This is a genomic window from Blastococcus sp. SYSU DS0510, from assembly GCF_054050835.1.
In genome coordinates this window covers 50873-71205 of record NZ_JBJHAC010000010.1, presented here as the reverse complement: position 1 = coordinate 71205, position 20333 = coordinate 50873, and the positions used below count along the sequence as shown (strand labels likewise).

Genomic DNA, 20333 nt, shown 5'->3' with positions numbered 1-20333 from the left:
CGAGGGCGCACAGCCGGCCGGCGACGGCGTGCCGATGCCGTTGCTCCCCGGCGAGGTGGTGCCGCCGGCCCCGGAGAAGTTCGAGCTTGGTGTGCGACATCTGGTCGGCCGACGCCCACATGGCCCGGGAGTACGCCCGGCAGGCGGCCGCCATCGCGGAGCTGGCGCGCCGGCGCTCGGCGGAGCGGGATGCCGACTACGGCCCTCGCGGCGGGCCGGGGCCGGACTCCCGGGCGGCGCGTCCGGCTGCGCTGGCCGATGTCTCCGACGACTTCGTCTCCGAGCTGGCGACGATCCGCAACTGCTCCGAGGTCGAGGCCGGCCGCCTGGCCGTCGAGTCGATCCTGCTCATCACCAAGCTCGCCGCCACGTGGGCGGAGCTGTTCGCCGGGCGGCTGACGATCCGCAAGGCGCGGATCCTGCTCGACCTGCTCGGCGACGCCTCCGACGCCGTGGCCGCCGCGGTGCAGGCGCGGGTGCTCCCGGGAGCTGCGGACCGCCCGCCCTCCCGGCTGGGCGACCGGACCCGCTACCACCTCTACCGGGTGGACGCCGCGGCCAGGGAACGCCGTCGCAGGGAAACCGAGCGCAAGGCCGACGTGCACGTCCAGCGCACCGCCGACGACCTCGGCCGGCTGGTCATCGAGGGCCCGCTGCCGGCGGTGCACGTGGCCCGCGATGCGGTCGACCAGTACGCGCGGTGGATGCGCGCAGACGGGGACGACCGGCCGATGGGCGTGCTGCGCTCGACGGCGGCGCTGGACCTGATCCCGAGGCCGTGGGACACCAGTCGCCCGCCGGTGACCGCGCACCTGCACGTCCACGCCGCGCTGCCCTCGCTCCGGCACGACGCACCGGCCGGCGGGTCGGTGCACGTCGCCATCGACGACGCGGCGACCGGTGAGACCGTCGCGGTGGCCACCCGCGCCGAGCCCCGTCGCGCCGCCGGCCGGGGCCGTCGGGTGCGGCGCGGGAAGGCCTCGCGGGGCGCCCACCCGCCCGGGCAGCCCGACGGGCCAGACCTGCGGCCCCCTCCTCCGACCCTCGGGTACCGGCCCACCGCTGCCCAGGAACGGCTCGTCACCGTGCGCGACCGGCACTGCCGCATGCCCGGCTGCCGCCGTCGCGCCGGCCGCTGCGACATCGACCACGGTCAGGCCGTCGCCGACGGGGGCCCCACCGACTGCTGGAACCTGTGCTGCCTGTGCCGGCGGCACCACCGGATCAAGACCTTCGCCCGCGGCTGGTCGTTCACCCTGCTCCCCGACGGCCGGCTCGTCGTCCGCACCCCGTCGGGTGTCTCCCGGACCACCCGTCCGCCCGGCTGGTACCACGACCCTGAGCCGGAGCCGCCCTGGCTCGACGACCTCGCGCCCCCGGATCCGCTCCGCGCGTGAGGTCAGCCGGTGCCCGGCGCGTCGCCCGGCGGACCGGAGTGGCAGGTGGACGCTCGGGGACTGTCGGGGGCTTCGCCGGAGTCGTGGGCGGAGGCGGATTCGCCTGGTGCGGGCTGGGGCGGGGGTGGGCGGCGTGACTTCGACGAGCGCGGCCAGCTGTCCACAACACGCCGCGGCCCGGCTTGACGACGCGGGAGCGCTCCGGTCTACTGGACTTGTTCGAACACTTGTTCGAACGACGTGATCGGTCCGTCCTTACCGGCTCTCTTCCCCGCCGGTGGGGTGGCGGGCGTGCGCGCGGGGCGAGGCGTGGGGAGGCTGTCATGAGTCGGGTGCTCGGTGAGGTCGTCGGTCGGGCCGGCGAAGAGGTGCAGGTCGAACGTGGCCCGCTGGGCCCGGTGCAGTTCTGGCGCGGGCAGTCCCGGTACGTCGTGGGAGAACTGCTCGACTCCTGGGTGGAGACCGCGCCGTGGTGGCTCCGGGACGCCGAGGTGGGTGGCGCGTCGGACGACCTGGTCGCCCCCCGCGAGGTCTGGCGGGTGGAGGCGGTGCGGGCCGGGCGGTCCCGCATGAGCTTCGCCGGCGTCTACGACCTGACGTGGGACGCCGTCGGCAACCACTGGTGGCTCGTCCGGGTGCACGACTGATGGGCGCCGCACGAGCCGTGCCGGCCGGTCAGCTGCCGCTGCCGCCCGCGCTGCCCGCCGCGGCTGCGGGCCTGCTCGACCAGGCGCACCGCGGCCTGGCGGAGGCGGCCGCGGCCACCGATCCGCGGGAGCGGTATGCCACCGCGCACCTGGCGGCGCTCCGGGCCGCCGCCGCGGTGCTGGCCGCGCGCACCCGTCCCGAGGGCGGTCGCCGGCGCCCGCGCAGCGCCTGGGTGCTGCTCGCGGAGGTCGCCCCCGAGCTGGGGGAGTGGGCCACCTTCTTCGCCGCCGGTGCGGCCAAGCGCGCCGCGGCGGAGGCGGGGCTGTCCCGGGCGGTCACCGAGCGGGAGGCCGACGACCTGGTCCGCGACGTACGGGGCTTCCTCGCCGTGGTCGAGGCCGGGCTCGGCGTCGACGCGCTGCCCGAGCCGCCCCGCTACCCGCGGCCGCACGTGGTCGGCCGGACCCCGTCCCGGTCCGCCGGGCCCCGGCGGTGAGCGACCCCTTCGTCCACCTGCACGTCGCCTCCGGTTACTCCATGCGGTACGGGGCCAACCACCCCGCCGACCTGGTGGCACGGGCCGCCGAGCACGGCATGCCGGCCCTGGCCCTGACCGACCGGGACGGGCTCTACGGTGCGGTCAAGTTCGCGCTGGCCTGCCGGTCGGCCGGGGTGCGGCCGATCTTCGGTGTCGACCTGGCGGTGGCGCCGGCGCTGGGTACCAGCGTGCCGCCGGCGCTCGCGCACGTGCTGGGGGAGGACCCCGCCGCGGCCCGGTCCCCGCGGCCGCGGACCGCGACACCTCCGCGCCGGTCCCCGGCCCGCGGTGGGGTGAGCGTCGACCCGCGGCTGCCCCGGGTCACCTTCCTCGCGCGCGACGGCGCCGGCTGGCGCTCGCTGTGCCGGCTCACCAGCGCCACCCACCTGCGCGGCACGCGCGGCGAGCCGGTGAGCTCGCTGGCGATCGCCGCCGAGCACGCCACCGGGCTGGTGCCCCTGCTCGGTCCCGGCTCCCCGGTCGGCCGGGCCCTGCTCGCGGGGCGGGCCGACCTGGCCGTCGAGCAGCTGGACGCCTGGCGCGCGGTCTTCGGCCCGGGGCTGGCGCTGGAGGTGGTGCACCACCGCGGCCGGGGCGACCGGCAGCGCGCCCAGGCGCTGCTCCGGTTCGCCGCCGAGCAGCAGGTGCCGGTGGTCCTGAGCAACGCGGTCCGGTACGTCGACGCTCTCGACGCCCCCACCGCCGACGTCCTGGACGCCGCCCGGCGGCTGGTCCCGCTGGGTGCCCGGCACGTCGACCGCACCACGGCCGAGGGCTACCTGAAGTCGGGCAAGGAGATGGCCGAGGTCGCCGAGGACCTCACCGGCCCCGACCGGGATGCCGCCCTGCGGCTGCTCGAACGCACCGCCCGGCTGGCCGAGCAGTGCGCCGTCGACCCCGCCGGCGACCTGGGCATCGGCAGCGTCCGCTACCCCGAGCTCGACGTCGTCACCACGCCGGCGGAGCGGGGGATGGGCCCGGCGCAGGTGCTGCGCGCCCGGTGCGAGGCGGGGCTGGGGCGGCGGGGCATGGCGCCCACGACCCGGGTGCGGCAGCGGCTCGAGGAGGAGCTCGGGGTCATCGACTCCCTCGGCTACCCGTCCTACTTCCTGACCGTCGCGGACGTGGTCGACCTCATCAAGAGCTTGAGGGTTCGCGCGGCGGCGCGCGGATCGGGCGCCGGCAGCCTGGTCACCTACCTGCTGGGCATCTCCGACGTCGACCCGCTGCGCTACGGGCTGCTGATGGAGCGGTTCCTCTCGCCGCTGCGCCACCAGCTGCCCGACATCGACATCGACGTGGAGTCCGCCCGGCGGATGGAGGTCTACGACGCGGTCATCGACCGCTTCGGCGCCGACCGGGTCAGCTGCATCTCGATGATGGACACCTACCGGGTGCGCCACGCCATCCGCGACGTCGGTGCGGCGCTCGGCCTGCCGCCGGCGGAGGTCGACGCGGTTGCCAAGGCGTTCCCGCACATCCGCGCCAACCAGGTGCACGCCGCGCTGCGGGACCTGCCCGAGCTGCGGGCCAGCCGGTACGGCTCGCGCCGGGCCGGCGGCACCGGTGACCTCGACCTGCTGTTCGACCTGGTGTCCCGGCTCGACGGGCTGCCCCGGCACATCGCGTTGCACCCGTGCGGGGTGCTGCTCTCCGACGCCACGCTGCTGGACCGCACGCCGGTGGAGAGCAGCTATCTCGGCTACCCGATGAGCCAGTTCGACAAGGACGACGTCGAGGAGCTGGGGCTGCTCAAGCTGGACCTGCTGGGCATCCGGATGCAGTCGGCGATCGCGCACGCCCTCGACGAGATCGAGCGGACCGATGGCGAGACCGTCGACATCGACGCGATCCCGCGGGACGACCCGACGACGTTCGAGCTGATCCGCAGCACCCGCACGCTCGGCATGTTCCAGATCGAGTCGCCGGGGCAGCGGGAGCTGGTCGGCAAGTTCGGCCCCCGGACGTTCGAGGACATCATCATCGACATCTCGCTGTTCCGGCCCGGGCCGGTGAAGAGCGACATGGTCACCCCGTTCCTCATGGCCCGGAACGGCTGGCGCGACGCCGAGTACCCCCACCCCGACCTGGAGTTCGCTCTCGCCGAGACCGCCGGGGTGGTGGTCTTCCACGAGCAGGTGCTGCAGGTGGTGGCCCGGATGGCCGGTTGCACGCTGGCCGAGGCCGACGAGGTGCGCCGGGCGCTGGGGGAGAAGGACGCCCACCCCGAGGTGCGGGCCTGGTTCGTCCCGCGCGCGCTGGACGCCGGGTACCCGGTGGAGGTCGCCGAGCGGGTGTGGGAGGTGCTGGCCGCCTTCGGGTCGTTCGGCTTCTGCAAGGCGCACGCGGCGGCGTTCGCGCTACCCACCTACCAGTCGGCCTGGCTGAAGACCCACCACCCGGCGGCGTTCCTGGCCGGCGTGCTCACCCACGACCCCGGCATGTACCCGAAGCGGCTGATCCTCGACGACGCGCGCAACTTCGGCATCCGGGTGCTCGGGCTCGACGTCAACGCCTCGACCGGCAGCTACCGGGTCGAACGGCTCGACGCCGGTGCCGCCGGCGACGAGACCGACGACGACCCCGAAGCTCAGGTGGAGGTCGAGGGCTGGCGTCGCCCGGAGTGGATGCCGGCGACGATGCCCGACCCCACGCGGTACGGCATCCGGCTCTCGCTGGCCGACGTGAAGGGCATCTCCGACGACGAGGTCGCGCGGGTGGTCGCCGGGCAGCCCTATCGGTCACTGACGGATTTCTGGGGGCGGGCGTCGGTGTCCCGCCCGGTGGTGGAGCGGCTGGTGCTGGCCGGGGGGTTCGACTCGCTCTACGGGTTCGGGATGCGCGACCGGGAGGCCGGCCGGCCGACCCGCCGGCGACGACAGGTGACCCGGCGCGACCTGCTGCTGCAGATCAGCGAGCTCGACCGGTGGAGCCGCAGCGGCGCGCGGGCGACCTCCGACGGGCAGCTGAGCCTGGACCTCATGGGGATGGGGCTGCCCGAGGAGGAGTCCACCGGGGAGCCGGCCGGCCCGGAGTGGGCCGAGGGCAGCGGGCTGCCCGAGTTCACCGACGCCGAGCTGGTGCGGGCGGAGCTGGAGGTGCTCGGGCTGGACGCCAGCCGGCACGTCGTCGACTTCTACCGGCCGTTCCTGTCGGCGGTCGGCGCGGTGCCGGCCGGGGAGCTCCTCGGCTGCCGCAGCGGCAGCGAGGTGCTGGTGGCCGGCGTCAAGGTGGCCACCCAGACCCCGCCGATCCGGTCCGGACGCCGCGTGGTGTTCGTGACCCTCGACGACGGCACCGGCTGCACCGACTCGACCTTCTTCGAGGACGCGCAGGGTCCCTACGCAGCCACGGTCTTCCACTCGTGGCTGCTGGTCATCCGCGGGGTCCTGCGCCGGACCGGGCCGCGCGGGGTGTCGCTGCGGGCCACCGGGGCGTGGGAGCTGCCGGCGCTGCACGAGGCGTGGGAGGCCGACGGGCTCGACGGTGTCCGCGACCTGATGACTGCGCCGGGGGAGTACACCGAGCAGTCGATCGCCGGGGCGGCCGCCTCACACGGCTCCCGACCGGTGGTCGTGCGCCCGGTCCTGGTCCACCCGACCGGCTTCCGCATGTCGCCCTACGCCGACATCAAGCCGGCCGGCGAGGAGACGAAGGGCGCGGCCCGCCGCGCCGCGGCCGGACCGCCGCGGAAGCTCTGGCACTCCAGCCCGGGCAGTTCGGGCCACTGAAGAAGAACCCGCCGCCCCCAGCCGCTCGCCGGCCGGGGGCAGCGCCCGGGCTCAGCCGTTGCCGCTCTCGGGCTCGGTGGCCTCGTCGACCTCCTGCTCGACCTCGTCGACACCCTGCTCGATGTTCTGCTCGACGCCGTCGTCCACCACGTCGTCACCGCAGGCGACCGTCGTGAGGGAGGCGGCGGTGATGGCGAACGCGGCCGCGGTCCGGCGGAGCAGACGTGGACGGGTGGCGCGGGTCATGGCAACTCCTCGGTCGTCGGTGGTACTGACCGGACAGGTCTGCCCCCGGGCTCCCGGCCGGTAAACGACCGGCGCCGGTCGACCGCCGACCGATGAGTCCGGGCGACGCCGGAGGTCCAACCACCGACACCGGCACCCGGCCGGCGTGCGCAGGAGAGGACCGACCATGCCCAAGCAGATCCCGTGCCTGTGGTTCGACGGCCAGGCCGAGGAGGCGGCGACGCTCTACACCTCGGTCTTCCCGAACTCCCGCATCGGCCAGGTGACCCGGTACGGACCGGGCATGCCGCCGCCCATGCAGGAGGGCGACGTCCTGACCGTCACCTTCACCCTCGACGGCCAGGAGTACACCGCCCTCAACGGCGGCCCGCAGTTCCCGTTCACCGAGGCGGTCTCCTTCCAGATCATGTGCGCCGACCAGGAGGAGGCCGACCACTACTGGGACCGGCTCACCGACGGCGGCGAGGAGAGCATGTGCGGCTGGCTCAAGGACCGCTTCGGCGTCTCCTGGCAGGTCGTCCCCGAGGAGCTGATGGCCCTGCTCAACGACCCCGATCCGGCGCGTGCCCAGCGCGCGACGCAGGCGATGCTGCAGATGCGCCGCATCGACCTCGCCGAGATCCGTCGGGCCGCCGACGCGGTGGACGCCCAGGTCGACGCATAGCCCGACGCATAGCCCGGTGCCCAGGGACGACGGCGCGGCGCCCACCGGCGGGGAAGCGGTGGGCGCCGCGGTCCGCCGCTAGGCTCCGGTGGGTGCCGACCGTTCCCGCCTCGCCGACCGCGGAGCAGCTGCCCGTCCGGACCGCTGCCGTGTGGGCCGCGCTCGACCCGCTGGTCGGCGCCGGGAACGCGCTCCGCGTGCTGGACGTCGGCGGCGGCAGCGGGATGTTCGCCGTCCCCCTGGCCCGCCTGGGCCACATTGTCACCGTCGTCGACCCCAGTGCCGACGCCCTGGCCACCCTGGGCCGGCGTGCCCAGACCGCCGGGGTGGGCGACCGGGTCCGCGGGGTCCAGGGCGACGGCGACCTGCTGCACGAGGTCCTCGCGGACGACGGCGGGTACGACCTCGCCCTCTGCCACTCCGTCCTCGAGGTCGTCGACGACCCCGCGGTCACCCTGGCCGAGATCGCCGGGGCCCTGCGCAGCGCGGGGTGGGTGAGCCTCGCCGTCGCCAACCGGGCCGGCTCCGTGCTCGCCCGCGCCCTCGCCGGCCACCCCGCGGAGGCCCTCGCGCACCTCCGCGACCAGGGCGCGGCGCCGGGTCGGCCGGTCCGCCGCCGGTTCACCCCCGAGGACCTGCTCGCGCTGGTCGCCGGCGCCGGGCTGACGCCGGGTACCTGGCGCGGGGTCTCCGTCGTCGCCGACCTGCTGGATACCGCGTCCGGCGCCGACCCCGCCGCGGTCCGGGACCTCGAGCTCGCGCTCGCCGACACCTCGCCCTACCGCGAGGTGGCCGCGGGCCTCCACCTGCTGGCGACCCGCGCGTGACCGGCGGGGTCGACGGCGCCCTGCCGCCCGACCTGCACCGGCCCGCCTACGGCGTCGCCACCCTGGCCGACGTGCTGCCCGGCGTCGCGGCGGCCCTGGGCAGCCCCGTGCCCCGCGGCGACCTCCCCGTCGACCCCCTGGGCCTGGCCGGGGCCCTGCACGGCGCGCGCCGTGTGGCGGTCCTGCTGGTGGACGGTCTCGGCGCCGACCTGGTCCGGGCCCACGCCGACATCGCCCCCACCCTGGCCGCGCTCGCCAGCCCGGCCGGCACCCTCCAGGCGCCCTGCCCCAGCACCACCCCGGTCAGCCTCGCCACCATCGGCACCGGCCTGCCGCCGGGCAGCCACGGCATCCTGGGCTTCGTCACCGAGGTGCCGGGGCAGGGGCGCACCCTCAACCACACCCAGTGGAGCGACGACCCGGACCCGGCCGACTGGCAGGCCCAGCCCACCGTCTTCGAGCGGGTCGCCGCCGACGGGGTCGCGGTCACCGCCGTCGGCCCGTGGGCCTACGCGGGCTCGGGGCTCACCGTGGCCGCCTACCGGGGCGCCCGCTACACCGGCGCCGTCGGCCCCGGCGACCTCACCGCGCTCATGCGCTCGGCGCTGGACGCGGGACCCCGGGCGCTGGCGTACGGCTACATGGCCGAGCTGGACCTCACCGGGCACGTCCGGGGCGTCGATTCACCGAGCTGGCGCGCGCAACTGGCCCTGGTCGACCGGGTCGTCGAGCAGGTGCTGGACGGCCTGCCCGACGACGCCGCGCTGCTGGTCACGGCCGACCACGGGATGCTCGACGTGCCCGCCGCCACCCGCTTGGACCTGGACGACGAGCCGGACCTCGCCGACGGGGTGCGGTTGCTCGCCGGGGAGCCGCGCGCCCGCTACGTGCACACCGAGCCCGGGGCGGAGGCCGACGTGCTGGCCCGGTGGCGGGGCGTGCTCGGCGACCGGGCGTGGGTCGTGGGGCGGGAGGAGGCGATCGCCAGCGGCGTCTTCGGGCCGGTGGAGGAGCCGCTCTCCGCCCGCATCGGCGATGTCGTGGCCCTGGCCCGCGGCAGCTGGGCGCTGGTCACCCCCCGCCTGGAGCCGGGGCCGAGCCGGCTGGCCGCCTACCACGGGTCGCTCACCGCGACGGAGCTGGCGATCCCGCTGCTCGTCGCCCGGGGGCGCGCCCTGTCCTGACCGGCCCGATCAGCCCGGCGACAGCGCCAGGTGGTGCCAGGTGCGCACCCGGCCCGCCGAGGTGGCCTGGCAGGTCAGGTGGACCGCCTCCGCTGAGGGCCGGCTCTCCACGGTGACGACGACGGTGCCCGCCGCGCGGCCCAGCGTGACCTCCCACCGCTCCGCGCCCGCGTCGGCCGCATCCCGGGGGACGACGCGGACCGGGTGCAGGTCGTCGACGCCGAGCGCGCCGAGCTCCTCCCGCGCGTAGTGCTGGGCGGCCTGCACCGGCGCGGCCAGCCCCGCCCGGCCGCGCAGCCACGGCAGCGCGACCTCGTGCCGGCCGTGAGCGGCGACGACGAGGCCGCCGTCGCCGGGCACCTGGCCGTAGTAGAAGCCGTGGGGGAGCACCAGCATGTTCGCCGCGAAGCGGTCGCCCCCGAGGTGGCTGCACTCCCACACGTCGATCGGGCCCGGGGAGGGCAGCGCGCGGGCCAGCGGCCGGCCGCGCAGCGCGCAGCAGGCGTCGTGGCCGCCGTGCGTGCACACCAGGTACGTCGGCCCGGGCGCCGGCTCGCCGACCGATCCGTCCCACGGGGCGGTGAGCAGGTCGGAGTCCGCCGAGCGCACCGACCACCACAGCCCCTCCTGGCCGATCCGGCCGTCGGCGTAGGCCCAGCGCCGCCCGGAGTCGGCCAGCCGGTCCCCGGGCCGGCGGACCAGCAGGACGCGGACGCCCTCGCGCTGCGCGCGCTCGCTGAGCAGGCGGGCCACCCGCGCGTCGAACCGCGACTGCAGCAGCGCCTGGCGCCCCCACGGGCCCGGCTGCTCGATCAGCAGCCAGCGGGACACCGGGGCGGCCGTCGCGACCCCGGAGTCGCCGCGCGCGAGCGCCTGCACCGAGCAGCGGCCCGCGTCCAGGCGGCCCAGCGGGCGGGCGGGGACGTCGGTGCGGCAGAAGTCGTCGTTACCCGCCGGGCCGGCTGCGGTCACGCCCCCCACCGGGTCACCCGGGCACCCCGGCGTCGGGCACGGTGGCGATCGACTCGGTCACCAGCCGGCGGGCCAGCGTGAGGCGGTCCTCCGGGTCGAGGCCCGGCAGGTCGCCGACCTTCAGCTCGCCGGCGGCCAGCAGCTCGGTCAGCGCCGGGCGCACCTCGCCCGGGAAGGAGTGCGTGCGCCGCCCGGCCACGAGGGCCACCCGGCCCTCGTCGGCGTCGCGCAGCACGCAGCGCAGGTGCCGGCGAAGCCGCAGCACCGTCCCGGGGCCCAGGGACGCGGCGGCCGCGGACTGCGCCAGCGGCGCGACCGGCTCGGGCCGCACCTGGGCCCACGTCCGGCTGCGCAGGCGGTCGGCGACCTCGCCGGGGTCCACCCGGCCGAGCCACTCCCGGAGCCCGTCGACCACCGCGGTGACGTCCTCGGCGATCGTGTCGGGGTCGGACAGCTCCACGCCCAGGGGGAGGGAGGTGCGCAGTGCGCGGTCTTCGGCCGCCAGCTCGCGCACCAGGTCCAGCACGGACTCGGCGGCCGCCCAGCGGGTCACGGAGTGGATGCCGACGGTCAGGTGCGCGCTGATCTCGCCCAGGGCCTTGGCCGAGTGCAGGAACCCGCGCGGCAGGTAGAGGGCGTCTCCGGGGCGCAGCACCGCGTCGATCACCGGGGCGCGCTCCGCGGCGGCGGCCACCTCGGCCGCGCGGTCGCTCCACGGCTGGGTGCGCAGGGGGTCGGGCAGCACGGGCTCGTGGATGGTCCAGTGCTTCTCGCCGGCCACCTGCAGCACGAAGACGTCGTGGACGTCGTAGTGCGGGCTGAAGCCCTGCGAGGACGGCGGGGTGATGTAGGCGTTGACCTGCGTGGGGTGGCCGAGGTCGGCGGCCAGCTGGTCGGCGAAGGCGATCAGCGGCGGCCAGAGCCGGTGCAGCCCCTGCAGGACGACGGTGCTCCCGTCGGCGAACAGGCGCAGCACCGCGTCGGAGGAGACCTGGTCGGCGATCTCGGCGCCCGCCCCGCCCGAGGTGGTGAACCGCTTGGGGTCGACGACGGCGCCGTCCTTGGCGATCCGCAGGAAGGGCGTGCGCAGACCTCGCCGGGAGAGCAGCTCGTCGACGGCGGGCAGGTCGAGCAGGTCGGTGAAGGAGTTGCCGGTGTCCTCGGCGCGGGTCAGGAGCGGGTGCCGCGCCCAGTGCTCCCGCGCGAACCGCTCGGGTGCCATGTCCGTGCACCGCCGCAGGGCCGGGCGGAGCTGCGGCTCCGCCCGGCCCTGCGCGGTCGGGTTCTCGGTCAGGCCGAACCGTCCGCGCCACCGTCGGCGCCGCCGTCGGCACCGCCGTCCGCGCCACCGTCCGCGCCACCGTCGGCACCGCTGTCCGCACCGCCGTCGGCCCCGCCGTCGTGGCCGCCCGGGGCGCCGGAGGCGCCGTGGTCGGCCGTGCCCGCGCCGCTGTCGGCCGGGCCGTGCGCACCGCCGTCGGCGCCGCCGTCGGCGCCGCCGTCGGCGCCACCGTCGGCCCCGCCGTCCGTGCTGGTCATCTCGTCGTCGAGCGCCATGGGCTCCTCCGCTCTCGTGCGTCCGGACCGCCGTGCGGCGGCCCCGGTCGGTGCAGTACCTCCCGCGTGCTGCCCTGACACCTGCGCTCCCACCAGCGGTTCCGCCCCGGGACCACGGGGGGCGGGCGCCCGGACGCCGGCCCCCGACCCCGAATGTGACGATCCGGTCACGGCTTCGCGGTGCAGGTGGGCGCCCGGGCCGCCGGCGGGCATCCCCAGGAGGTCGGCGTGGAGCACACCGCGCCTGCACCGTGAACTGCACGACGACCGGAGGAGTGAGCTCGTGACCGAGAGTCGTACGCGAACCGACACCACGTTCGAGGACAACGTCATCCGCCAGGAGGCGGTCGACCGGCCGGCCGAGGGGGCGACCGCGACGGCGCCGGTGACGGGTCCCGCCGTCTCCGCGCCGCCCCGGCGCGACCGGGTCCGGTGGGGCCCGGTGTGGGCCGGCCTGATCGTCGCCGTCCCGACGTTCCTGCTGCTGCAACTGGCCACGCTGGCCCTGGGCTGGTGGGACATCGGCCCCGGGGCGACCGGTAACAACGCCGACTGGATCAGCGGGGTCAACGGGCTGATCGCCCTGTTCCTCGGCGGGCTCACCGCCGGCGCCAGCGCGATCTGGCGCGGCCTCAGCGACGGGCTGCTGCACGGCATCCTGGTCTGGGCGCTGACGGTGGTCGCCATCGTCTTCCTGACCCTCTTCGGTGGCGGCGCCCTGCTGGGCTCGCTGGCCGGCGTCGTGACCGACGTGACCAACATCCAGCAGGCGAACCTGCCCGACGTCGCGGCCGGCCAGGCGACGGACGTGGCCACGTCGGCCGCCAGCTGGGCGGTGCTGGGCCTGGGGCTCGGGATCGCGGCCTCCGCGCTGGGCGGCGTGCTGGGCGCCAAGATGTGGCCGAGCCGCAAGGACGCCGAGCGCCAGCGGGTCGCGGCCGGCTGACGCCCACCCGCACCGCTATCGTCGACCCCGGATCGAACAGGTGTTCGATCCGGGGTCGACGTGCGGAAGGGGACGGCGTGGGGCGGGGTGGCGGTCGTGCGGCGGGCTGCACCGTGCTGCACGTCGACATGGACGCCTTCTTCGCCAGCGTCGAGGTGCGCCGCCGGCCGGAGCTCGCCGGCACCCCGGTCATCGTCGGTGGCGCCGGCAACCGCGGCGTGGTCACCTCGGCCACCTACGAGGCCCGCAGGTACGGCGTGCACGCGGCCATGCCCACCGCGCGAGCGCTGCGGCTGTGCCCGACGGCGACGGTCCTGCCGGGGGACATGGCGCTCTACGCCGAGGTGTCCCGGGCGGTCATGGCGCTGTTCCGGTCGGTCACCCCGCTGGTCGAGCCGCTGAGCATGGACGAGGCGTTCCTCGACGTCTCCGGCGCCGGCCGCCGGCTGGGCGACGCCGCGGAGATCGGCGAGTACCTCCGGGCCCGGGTCTTCGACGAGCAGGGCATCACCTGCTCGGTCGGCGTGGCCGGCACCAAGTTCGTGGCGAAGCTGGCCTCCACGCACGCCAAACCCGACGGGCTGCTCGTCGTCCGGCCGCCGGAGGTCATGGGCTTCCTCCACCCGCTGCCGGTCGGTGCGCTGTGGGGGGTGGGGCCGAAGACGGAGGAGACCCTCCTGCGGCTGGGGCTGCGCACCGTGGGCGACCTGGCCCACGTGCCGGCGAAGACGCTCCAGCGGGCACTGGGGGTGGCGGCGGGCACCCACCTGCACGAGCTCTCCTGGGGCCGCGACCCCCGGCGGGTCGTCCCCGACGAGCCCGAGCGCTCCACCGGCGCGGAGGAGACCTTCGCCACCGACGTCGACGACCCGCGCGTGGTCCACCGGGAGCTGCTGCGCCTGGCGGAGCGGACGGCCGGCCGGCTGCGCTCGATCGGCTGCCTGGCCCGCACGGTGAGCATCAAGGTCCGCTTCGCCGACTTCACCACGATCACCCGCAGCCGCACCCTCGGAGCGCCCACCGACGTGGGGCAGGAGCTCTACGACACGGCCCGCGCGCTCTACGACGCCCTGGGGCTGGACCGGACCCGCATCCGGCTGGTCGGCGTCCGGGCCGAACGCCTCGTCGAGGCCGGTTCGGCCCCCCGGCAGCTCGAACTGGGGGCCCGCGAGCACGGTCGCCGGGAGGCGGAGCTGGCCGCCGACCGCGCCGCCCGGCGTTTCGGTGCCGGCGCGGTGCGCCCGGCCACGCTCCTGGGTTCCTCGGGCAGGGTCGGGCGGCCGGGTCGTTGACCTGCCCGGACGCGCCGGGGGACGCACCCGGAGGAGTGATCGGCCGACGCGCTCGGCGGCTCGCCGTGGCGTCGCCTTTCGCCGCGTGCAATCGGCTCGTATCCTCGAAGACACCGTCGGCGGGAGCCTCCGACGGAACTGGCTCCGCCCATTTGGAGGTCGACGTGCCGCTCTCCGAGCACGAGCAGCGTCTGCTGGAGCAGATCGAGCGCGCCCTCGTCGATGACGATCCGAAGTTCGCATCCTCGGTCCGCACCGGCGATCGCCGTCAGAAGGCTCGCCGCAGACTGCAACTCGGCGGGTTGCTGGTCCTGGTCGGCCTCGCCGTCCTGGTGGCCGGCGCCGTCGCCGAATCCGTTCCGCTGGGGGTCCTCGGGTTCCTGGTGGCCTTCGGTGGTGCCGCCCTCGGGGTGCTGCACTACCGCGCGGCCACCGGTGCCGTCGAGGCCACCGGTCCCGCCGGGTCGCGCGGCTCGACCGCGGCCGGCCGCGGCGGCCGGAAGGGCAAGCAGCCGATGAAGAACCGGCTCGAGGAACGTTTCCGCCGCCGCTACGACCAGTAGCCCCACGCACCCGCCCGGCCGCCGTCCCGCCCGGACGGCGGCCGGGCGCGTCCCGGGCGGCCAGGGCAGAGGCCCTGGGTCCCGGCGCCGCTAGGACCAGGAGCCCTCGCGCACCGACCCGCCGGCCGCCCTCCGCCCGGCACGGTCGAACCTGTCCCGGGTCCACCGTGCGACCCGCGCCCGCGTGCCGGCGACGAGCGAGGCCGGCCACAGGAGCGCGCGCAGCCGCGCCGTCCGGGGGCGGGACGCGAGGAGCCCCCGGCGGGCCGTCCGCAGCGCCGTCCGCAGCTCCGCGGGCGGCGGTGCGCTGCCCGGACGCCCGTAGCTGGCCGCCTCCTCCGCCTGCGCCAGCCGGCGCACCGCCGCCATCGACGACTCCGCCGCCGGGCCACCCGGCCCACGGCTGACCGCCCGCACGAGGGCCTCGGCCACCCGGCGCGGTGTCCACGACGGCTGCAGGTGCACGCCGAGGTCCGTGGCGGTGGCGCACAACTCCGCCCAGGAGCCGGTGGCGGCGTCCCCCGCCAGCCGGCGGCGGCGCTGCAGCGTGCGCACCACGGCCGGCGCGGCCACCGCGGCCCCGCCGAGCGCCAGCAGCCCGGCGCCGACCAGCAGCGGGCCCCGGTCGGTCGCGGTCCCCGCCGCCGGGGTGGCCTGGGGCACCGCCCCCGGCAGCCGGTCCGTCCGGGGGAGCGCCGGCGGCGGGGTCGTCGGCGCCGCGGGGACGGCGGGTGCGGCGTCGACCCGTTCCTCGGCCGTGGTCCGCGGCGACCAGGGGAGCTCGACCTGGCGGTCGGCGGCCAGCGGCGTGGGGTCGAAGGGCACCCAGCCCACCCCCTGGAAGTACACCTCCACCCAGGCGTGCGCGTCGTCGCTGGTGACCAGCCGGGTCCCGTCGGGCTGGACCTCGCCCGGCGTGTACCCCAGCGCGACCCGGGCGGGGAGACCGGTCTGCCGGACCAGCACGGCCATGGCGCCGGCGTACTGCTCGCAGTAGCCGCGCTTGAGCCGCAGGAAGTCCACCAGGTCGTCGCCGCTCGTGCCGGGAGCGGTGGAGAGGCTGTAGACGAACCCGTTGGCTCGGTCGGTGAGGTAGCGCTGGATGCGCAGCACCTGCTCGTAGGGCGTCGACGCGCCGGCGGTCAGCCCGGCGGTGAGCTCGGCGATGGCGGGGTCGAGCTGGGGCAGCACGCCGAAGCGCTCCTGCACCGGGTCGTCCGCCGGCAGGGGGAGGGCGCCGGAGAGGAGCTCCTCGGAGGGGCGCGGCTCCACCGCGGTCACCCGGTAGGCCAGCCCGGCGCTGGTGACGTCGCGGCCGAACACCGTTCCGGTCGCGTCGTCGAAGCGCCAGGCGGCCTCCTCGCCGGCCACGCGGATCGACAGCGGGGAGGTCGGCACCGGGAGGAACCGGTCGTCGTGCTCCAGGACCTGGACCTCGGCGGACACCTGCCGCGTCGGCTGGCCGTCGGGCAGCGGCGCCAGGAAGCCGTCGTCGGCCACCGAGGTCTCGCCGTCGAGGTTGCTCAGCGACCACCCCGTCGCCGGCTCGTACTCGTCGAGCGCGACGGCGCGCAGGTAGCCGGGGTCCTCGACCGAGCTGCCCAGGCGGAGCAGCGGGACGGGCTCGGGCAGGGTCAGCTGCCCGCGCAGCTCCGCCGCCGGGTCGAGCGAGGTGCCCGTGGCCGACCCCGTCCCACCGCCCAGCCCGGTGGCGAACGAGCCCTCGGGCAGGGTGGGCACCGCGGTGCCGACGACGGCCCCGGCCGCCACCGCGACCACGCCGATGCGCACGGCCGTCCCCGCGCCGCCCGCGGAGCCCTGCAGCATCCGGCGCTGGTCGGCCCACAGCAGGACGGCGAACCCGGCCGCCGGCCCGACCAGCGCGACCAGCCCGATGCCGCCGGTCACCGTGGCCACGGGCACGCACACGAGGGGGAGCAGGGCCGCACCCGCGACCGCCGCCTGCCGGCCGGTGACCGCCAGCAGGTCGACGACGACGGCGACGAGCCCCACGAAGAGGGTGGTGAGCGCGAGCAGGCCGGTCAGCGGCAGGGCGGGGGTGGCCTGCTCGCGGATCTCGGCCGTGCCGGCGGTGAAGACCTCCCCGAGCCGGGTCAGCGTCGCCGGCGTGGGGACCAGGCCGGCCAGCGCGGTGTCGGGCACGAAGACCGCCGCCAGCACGCAGGTGACGAGGGCCAGCTGACCGACCGGCACCGCCAGCGCGCCCAGCAGCCCGAGCGGCCGGTCGCCGGTGAGCCGGGCCACCGCGGCGCGCAGGGCCAGGCCACCGGCGAGGACGGCGACGACGACGGTCACCACCGGGGGAACCCACGCCCGGCTGGTGAACACGGGGGAGAGCGCCAGGGCGCCGAGCAGGGTGGCCGCGGCGGCGGCCACCGGGGTCCGGACGTCGGCGCCGTTCATGCCGGCGCCCCCGCGGGCGTCCCGGTGAGCGCGGCCCACACCTCGCCGACGTCCTGACCGGCCGACGCGGTGGCGACCCGCCAGCCCGCCGCGGCGAGGACGGTGGCGGCCTGCTCGCGCTGCGCCGAGAGGGTGGCCGGCGCGGTACCGGTCGTGCCCCGACGGCCGCGGCCGGGGTCGCCCCACGTCGCGACGTCGAGCAGCACGGCGAGCCCGGGCACCGGCCCCTGGCGCAGCCGGGACAGGTCGGCGACGTCGTCGGGCCCGACCGCACCGAGCAGGCAGACCAGGGGCCCGTCGCCGGCGGCGCGGCACGCCGCCGAGACGGGGTCGGCCAGGCTGCTCGCGCGCGAGGGCCCCAGCACGGCCAGCCGGTCCAGGAGGTCCTCGGCGCCGAGGACGGCGCCGCCGGGCTCGGGCGCCAGCTCCCCGGCGCCGGTCAGCACCCGCAGCCGCGCCCCCCGCTGGGCGAGGGCCACCCCGATGCTGGCCGCGGCCTCGACCAGCCACTCGAAGCTGTCGGCGGGCGGCGAGTCGTCACCCGGGGGCCCGGCGATCCGTCGGGTGGCGTCCCAGCTGGGCGCCACCAGGTGCGCGCGGGCCCGGGTGTCCAGCAGCAGCGTGCCCTGCGCGCGCCAGGGGTGCTCCTCCAGCCGGACCATCAGCTCGCCGGTGCGCGCGCTGGCCCGCCAGTGCACCTTGCGCATGTCGTCGCCGCGCCGGTACTCGCGGACGCTGACGTCGTCCTCCCCGTGGACGGCGAACGCGCGGTGGGCGCCGTCGCCCCCGCCGCTGCCGCCGCCGGGACCACCGCGTCCCAGGGGGCGCACGCGGGGCACCACGACCAGCGGGGCGGTGTCCGAACCCACCGCGGTGCGCTCGACCAGGCCGAAGGGATCGAGGACCCGCAGCCGCAGCGGCCCGAGCTGGTAGCGGCCGCGGTGCCGGCCGACGAGCCCGTACCGCACGGTGGTCGCGGCGCCGGGGGCCAGGCCCGACACGGTGAACCGGTGCGGGCGGCCCAGCGTCGGGGGCAGCTGCTCGGACAGCAGCCACAGCCCGCCGCGGCGGGCGTCGACGTTCTCCAGCCGCAGCTCGACGTGGGCCCGCGCGCCGCGCGGCACCCGCTGCGGCGTGACGCTGCGCCGGGTGGTCACCCGGAACCGCCCCCGCGCCACGGTGCCGCCGGCGAGCAGGGGGAGGGCCAGGACGAAGGCGGCCAGCTGGACGAGCGCCCGCTCGCCGAGGAGGGCACCCACCAGGCCCAGGCCGACGCCGCCGGCGAGCAGCGATCGGCCGCGGGACGTGAGGGCGCCCAGCGCCCGGAAGGGACCGCCGGGCACGCTCAGCGCCCGCGGGGGACCGGTACGGAGGCCACCAGGGAGGCCACCACCTGCTCGGCGCTGCGCCGGGCGACCACCGCCTCGCCCCCGAGCAGCAGCCGGTGGGCGAGCACGGGCACGGCGAGCGCCTGCACGTCGTCGGGCAGCACGTGCTCGCGGCCGTCGAGGGCGGCGGAGGCGCGGGCGGCCCGCAGCAGCTGCAGGCCCGCGCGCGGCGAGGCGCCCAGCCGCAGCTCCGGTGAGCGGCGGGTGGCCTCGACCAGCGCCACCACGTAGCGGCGGACGGCCTCGGCGACGTGGACCCGGCCCACGGCGGTGACGAGGGACCGGACGAGCGCGGCGTCGGCCACCGGGCGCAGGGCGGTCAGCGGATCGGCGGTGGAGCGGTCGTCCAGCATCGCGAGCTCCGCGGCCGGGTCGGGGTACCCCATCGAGACCCGGGCGGTGAAGCGGTCGCGCTGGGCCTCGGGCAGCGGGTAGGTGCCCTCCATCTCCAGCGGGTTCTGCGTGGCCATGACCAGGAAGGGCCGCGCCAGCTCGTAGCTGACGCCGTCGACGGTGACCTGCCGCTCCTCCATGCACTCCAGCAACGCCGACTGGGTCTTGGGGGAGGCCCGGTTGATCTCGTCGGCGACGACGACGTTGGCGAAGATCGCGCCGGGCTTGAACTCGAAGGCCCGGGTCTCCTGGTCGTAGACCGCCACGCCGGTCACGTCGCTGGGGAGCAGGTCGGGCGTGAACTGGATGCGCCGCACGCTCGCGTCGATCGAGCCGGCGAGCGCCTTGGCCAGCGTCGTCTTGCCGACCCCGGGCACGTCCTCGATCAGCAGGTGCCCCTCGGCCAGCAGCACCACCAGCGCCAGCCGGACGGCGTGGTCCTTGCCCTGCACGACCCGGCCCATCGCGGCCGCGATGCGTGCGCACTCCGCGGCGACGTCGACCGACGCGTCGGCCGTCCCGTCGGCGGACCGTGTCGCCTCCGTCACCGCTCCACCGTACGTGCCGGGCGACGCCCCGTCCCGGTCGCTGATCACGCTGCCCGCGCACCCACCGGCGGGAGGCCGGGCCGCCGGTGGGGGCGGCGGGTCACGACACGGCCTCAGGTGGTGTCCAGTGGGGGCTGGTGGGTTACTGTGTCGGCCGGTGGAGAGGCAGGGTTTCGCCAGGGGACCTGCAGAGCCATGGGAGGACCGATGCGGGAGGTGATCCGGTGTTCGTCGGCAGCTACCAGTTGCGGCTCGACGAGAAGGGCCGGCTCGCGCTCCCCGTCCGCTTCCGCGACCAGGTGGCCGACGGCATGGTGATCAAGAAGGGCCAGGACCGCTGCATCTACGGGCTGACCATGGCCCGGGTCGCCGAGCAGAGCGCCGCGATGGCCGCCATGGCGCCCTCCGACACGGCCGCCGCCCGCATGCGGGCCCGCATGAGCTTCGGCTCGATGGTCGAGCTCGAGCCGGACAAGACCGGCCGCATCACCATCCCCGCGAGCCTGCGGGAGTACGCCCACCTGGACCGCGACGTGGTCGTGGTGGGCGTCGACACCCGTTTCGAGATCTGGGACTCCGCGACCTGGGACGCCTACGTGGCCGAGCAGGAAGCCGCCTTCGCCGACATGGAGAGCGAGGGGATGCCGACGCTGTCGTGATCCCGGGAACGCCCCACCCGCCCCCACCGGCCTCCGTGCCACGCCGAACGAGCCGCCTTCCCCGCGGCTCGACCGGCCCGGGCCCCAGCCGCCTTCCCCGCGGCTCGGTCCCACGACGGAGGACCGCACGGATCAGCGGAGGGGCCTCCCGCCGGCGGGGGTGACCCACCGGCCCCGCGGGAACCCACCTGACGCTCTTCCCCGACGCCAGGCGGAGCCGCGGGGCCGGACGCCCCCGGGATCCCACGTCCCGCCGCCCCACCGGCCCCACCGCGCCCCACCCCGGGCACCGCGTCCCACCCACCCCCCGCGCCCCACCCGCCCGAGCCCGCACGCCCCCGCTGCCGCCTCCCCCC

18 protein-coding genes are annotated in these 20333 nt (G+C 76.8%); 11 read left to right on the top strand and 7 right to left on the bottom strand.

Annotated features, from left to right (window positions below; translation table 11 throughout):
- The first annotated feature begins 89 nt into the window (after nt 1–89).
- The 4 genes from ACI79P_RS10085 to ACI79P_RS10070 all read left to right on the top strand — a co-directional run bounded on the left by ACI79P_RS10085 (nt 90) and on the right by ACI79P_RS10070 (nt 6314).
- Nucleotides 90–1397, top strand: coding sequence for an HNH endonuclease signature motif containing protein (locus ACI79P_RS10085; protein ID WP_456580992.1), 1308 nt, complete (start codon nt 90–92; stop codon nt 1395–1397).
- Nucleotides 1398–1720: 323 nt separating this feature from the next.
- Nucleotides 1721–2044: a DUF6504 family protein gene (locus tag ACI79P_RS10080; RefSeq protein WP_456580910.1), complete on the top strand. Its 324-nt coding sequence runs from the start codon at nt 1721–1723 to the stop codon at nt 2042–2044.
- Nucleotides 2044–2541, top strand: coding sequence for an SAV_6107 family HEPN domain-containing protein (locus tag ACI79P_RS10075; RefSeq protein WP_456580909.1), 498 nt, complete (start codon nt 2044–2046; stop codon nt 2539–2541). The genes ACI79P_RS10080 and ACI79P_RS10075 overlap by 1 nt, the downstream gene beginning before the upstream one ends.
- Nucleotides 2538–6314 (top strand): DNA polymerase III subunit alpha, encoded by a 3777-nt coding sequence (locus tag ACI79P_RS10070; RefSeq protein WP_456580908.1) that lies wholly within the window; start codon nt 2538–2540, stop codon nt 6312–6314. Before ACI79P_RS10075 ends, ACI79P_RS10070 begins: the two co-directional genes overlap by 4 nt.
- Nucleotides 6315–6365: 51 nt before the next feature.
- On the opposite strand, the gene ACI79P_RS10065 is transcribed toward ACI79P_RS10070, so the two are convergent.
- Nucleotides 6366–6560, bottom strand: a complete 195-nt coding sequence (locus ACI79P_RS10065) for a hypothetical protein (protein WP_456580907.1) — start codon at nt 6558–6560, stop codon at nt 6366–6368.
- A gap of 166 nt (nt 6561–6726) precedes the next feature.
- Between ACI79P_RS10065 and ACI79P_RS10060 the strand changes: the two genes are divergently transcribed.
- From ACI79P_RS10060 to ACI79P_RS10050, 3 genes are all read left to right on the top strand, one after another.
- Complete coding sequence (locus tag ACI79P_RS10060) at nt 6727–7224, top strand: VOC family protein (protein WP_456580906.1); 498 nt, start codon at nt 6727–6729, stop codon at nt 7222–7224.
- 92 nt (nt 7225–7316) lie between these two features.
- A complete protein-coding gene (locus ACI79P_RS10055) occupies nt 7317–8051 on the top strand; it encodes a class I SAM-dependent methyltransferase (protein WP_456580905.1) in 735 nt (244 codons plus the stop codon).
- On the top strand, nt 8048–9235 hold the full coding sequence (locus ACI79P_RS10050; RefSeq protein WP_456580904.1) for an alkaline phosphatase family protein: 1188 nt from the start codon (nt 8048–8050) through the stop codon (nt 9233–9235). The genes ACI79P_RS10055 and ACI79P_RS10050 overlap by 4 nt, the downstream gene beginning before the upstream one ends.
- Before the next feature lie 9 nt (nt 9236–9244).
- Here ACI79P_RS10050 and ACI79P_RS10045 read toward each other — a convergent pair whose 3' ends face one another.
- The 3 genes from ACI79P_RS10045 to ACI79P_RS10035 form a co-directional block, all read right to left on the bottom strand.
- Nucleotides 9245–10207: a sucrase ferredoxin gene (locus ACI79P_RS10045; RefSeq protein WP_456580903.1), complete on the bottom strand. Its 963-nt coding sequence runs from the start codon at nt 10205–10207 to the stop codon at nt 9245–9247.
- 13 nt (nt 10208–10220) lie between these two features.
- A complete protein-coding gene (locus ACI79P_RS10040; RefSeq protein ID WP_456580902.1) occupies nt 10221–11429 on the bottom strand; it encodes a cupin domain-containing protein in 1209 nt (402 codons plus the stop codon).
- Between the two features lie 68 nt (nt 11430–11497).
- Nucleotides 11498–11764 (bottom strand): hypothetical protein, encoded by a 267-nt coding sequence (locus tag ACI79P_RS10035; protein ID WP_456580901.1) that lies wholly within the window; start codon nt 11762–11764, stop codon nt 11498–11500.
- A gap of 283 nt (nt 11765–12047) precedes the next feature.
- On the opposite strand from ACI79P_RS10035, the gene ACI79P_RS10030 reads away from it, so the two are divergent.
- The 3 genes from ACI79P_RS10030 (at nt 12048) to ACI79P_RS10020 (ending at nt 14565) form a co-directional block, all read left to right on the top strand.
- A complete protein-coding gene (locus ACI79P_RS10030) occupies nt 12048–12710 on the top strand; it encodes a permease (protein ID WP_456580900.1) in 663 nt (220 codons plus the stop codon).
- 113 nt (nt 12711–12823) lie between these two features.
- Nucleotides 12824–14002, top strand: a complete 1179-nt coding sequence (gene dinB, locus ACI79P_RS10025; protein WP_456580899.1) for a DNA polymerase IV — start codon at nt 12824–12826, stop codon at nt 14000–14002.
- Between the two features lie 164 nt (nt 14003–14166).
- On the top strand, nt 14167–14565 hold the full coding sequence (locus ACI79P_RS10020) for a DUF3040 domain-containing protein (RefSeq protein WP_456580898.1): 399 nt from the start codon (nt 14167–14169) through the stop codon (nt 14563–14565).
- 90 nt (nt 14566–14655) lie between these two features.
- Here the strand turns inward: ACI79P_RS10020 and ACI79P_RS10015 are convergent, their stop codons facing one another.
- The 3 genes from ACI79P_RS10015 to ACI79P_RS10005 are packed head-to-tail and all read right to left on the bottom strand — an operon-like array spanning nt 14656 to nt 19318.
- Nucleotides 14656–16989 carry a transglutaminase family protein gene (locus ACI79P_RS10015; RefSeq protein WP_456580897.1) on the bottom strand — a complete coding sequence of 778 codons (2334 nt, stop codon included), beginning with the start codon at nt 16987–16989 and terminating at the stop codon, nt 14656–14658.
- The gene (locus tag ACI79P_RS10010) at nt 16986–18332 is read right to left on the bottom strand and encodes a DUF58 domain-containing protein (RefSeq protein WP_456580896.1); all 1347 of its coding nucleotides are present in this window, start codon (nt 18330–18332) and stop codon (nt 16986–16988) included. Before ACI79P_RS10010 ends, ACI79P_RS10015 begins: the two co-directional genes overlap by 4 nt.
- A 2-nt stretch (nt 18333–18334) precedes the next feature.
- Nucleotides 18335–19318: an AAA family ATPase gene (locus tag ACI79P_RS10005; RefSeq protein ID WP_456580895.1), complete on the bottom strand. Its 984-nt coding sequence runs from the start codon at nt 19316–19318 to the stop codon at nt 18335–18337.
- A gap of 224 nt (nt 19319–19542) precedes the next feature.
- On the opposite strand from ACI79P_RS10005, the gene mraZ reads away from it, so the two are divergent.
- Complete coding sequence (mraZ, locus tag ACI79P_RS10000) at nt 19543–19977, top strand: division/cell wall cluster transcriptional repressor MraZ (protein ID WP_456580894.1); 435 nt, start codon at nt 19543–19545, stop codon at nt 19975–19977.
- Nucleotides 19978–20333 lie beyond the last annotated feature (356 nt).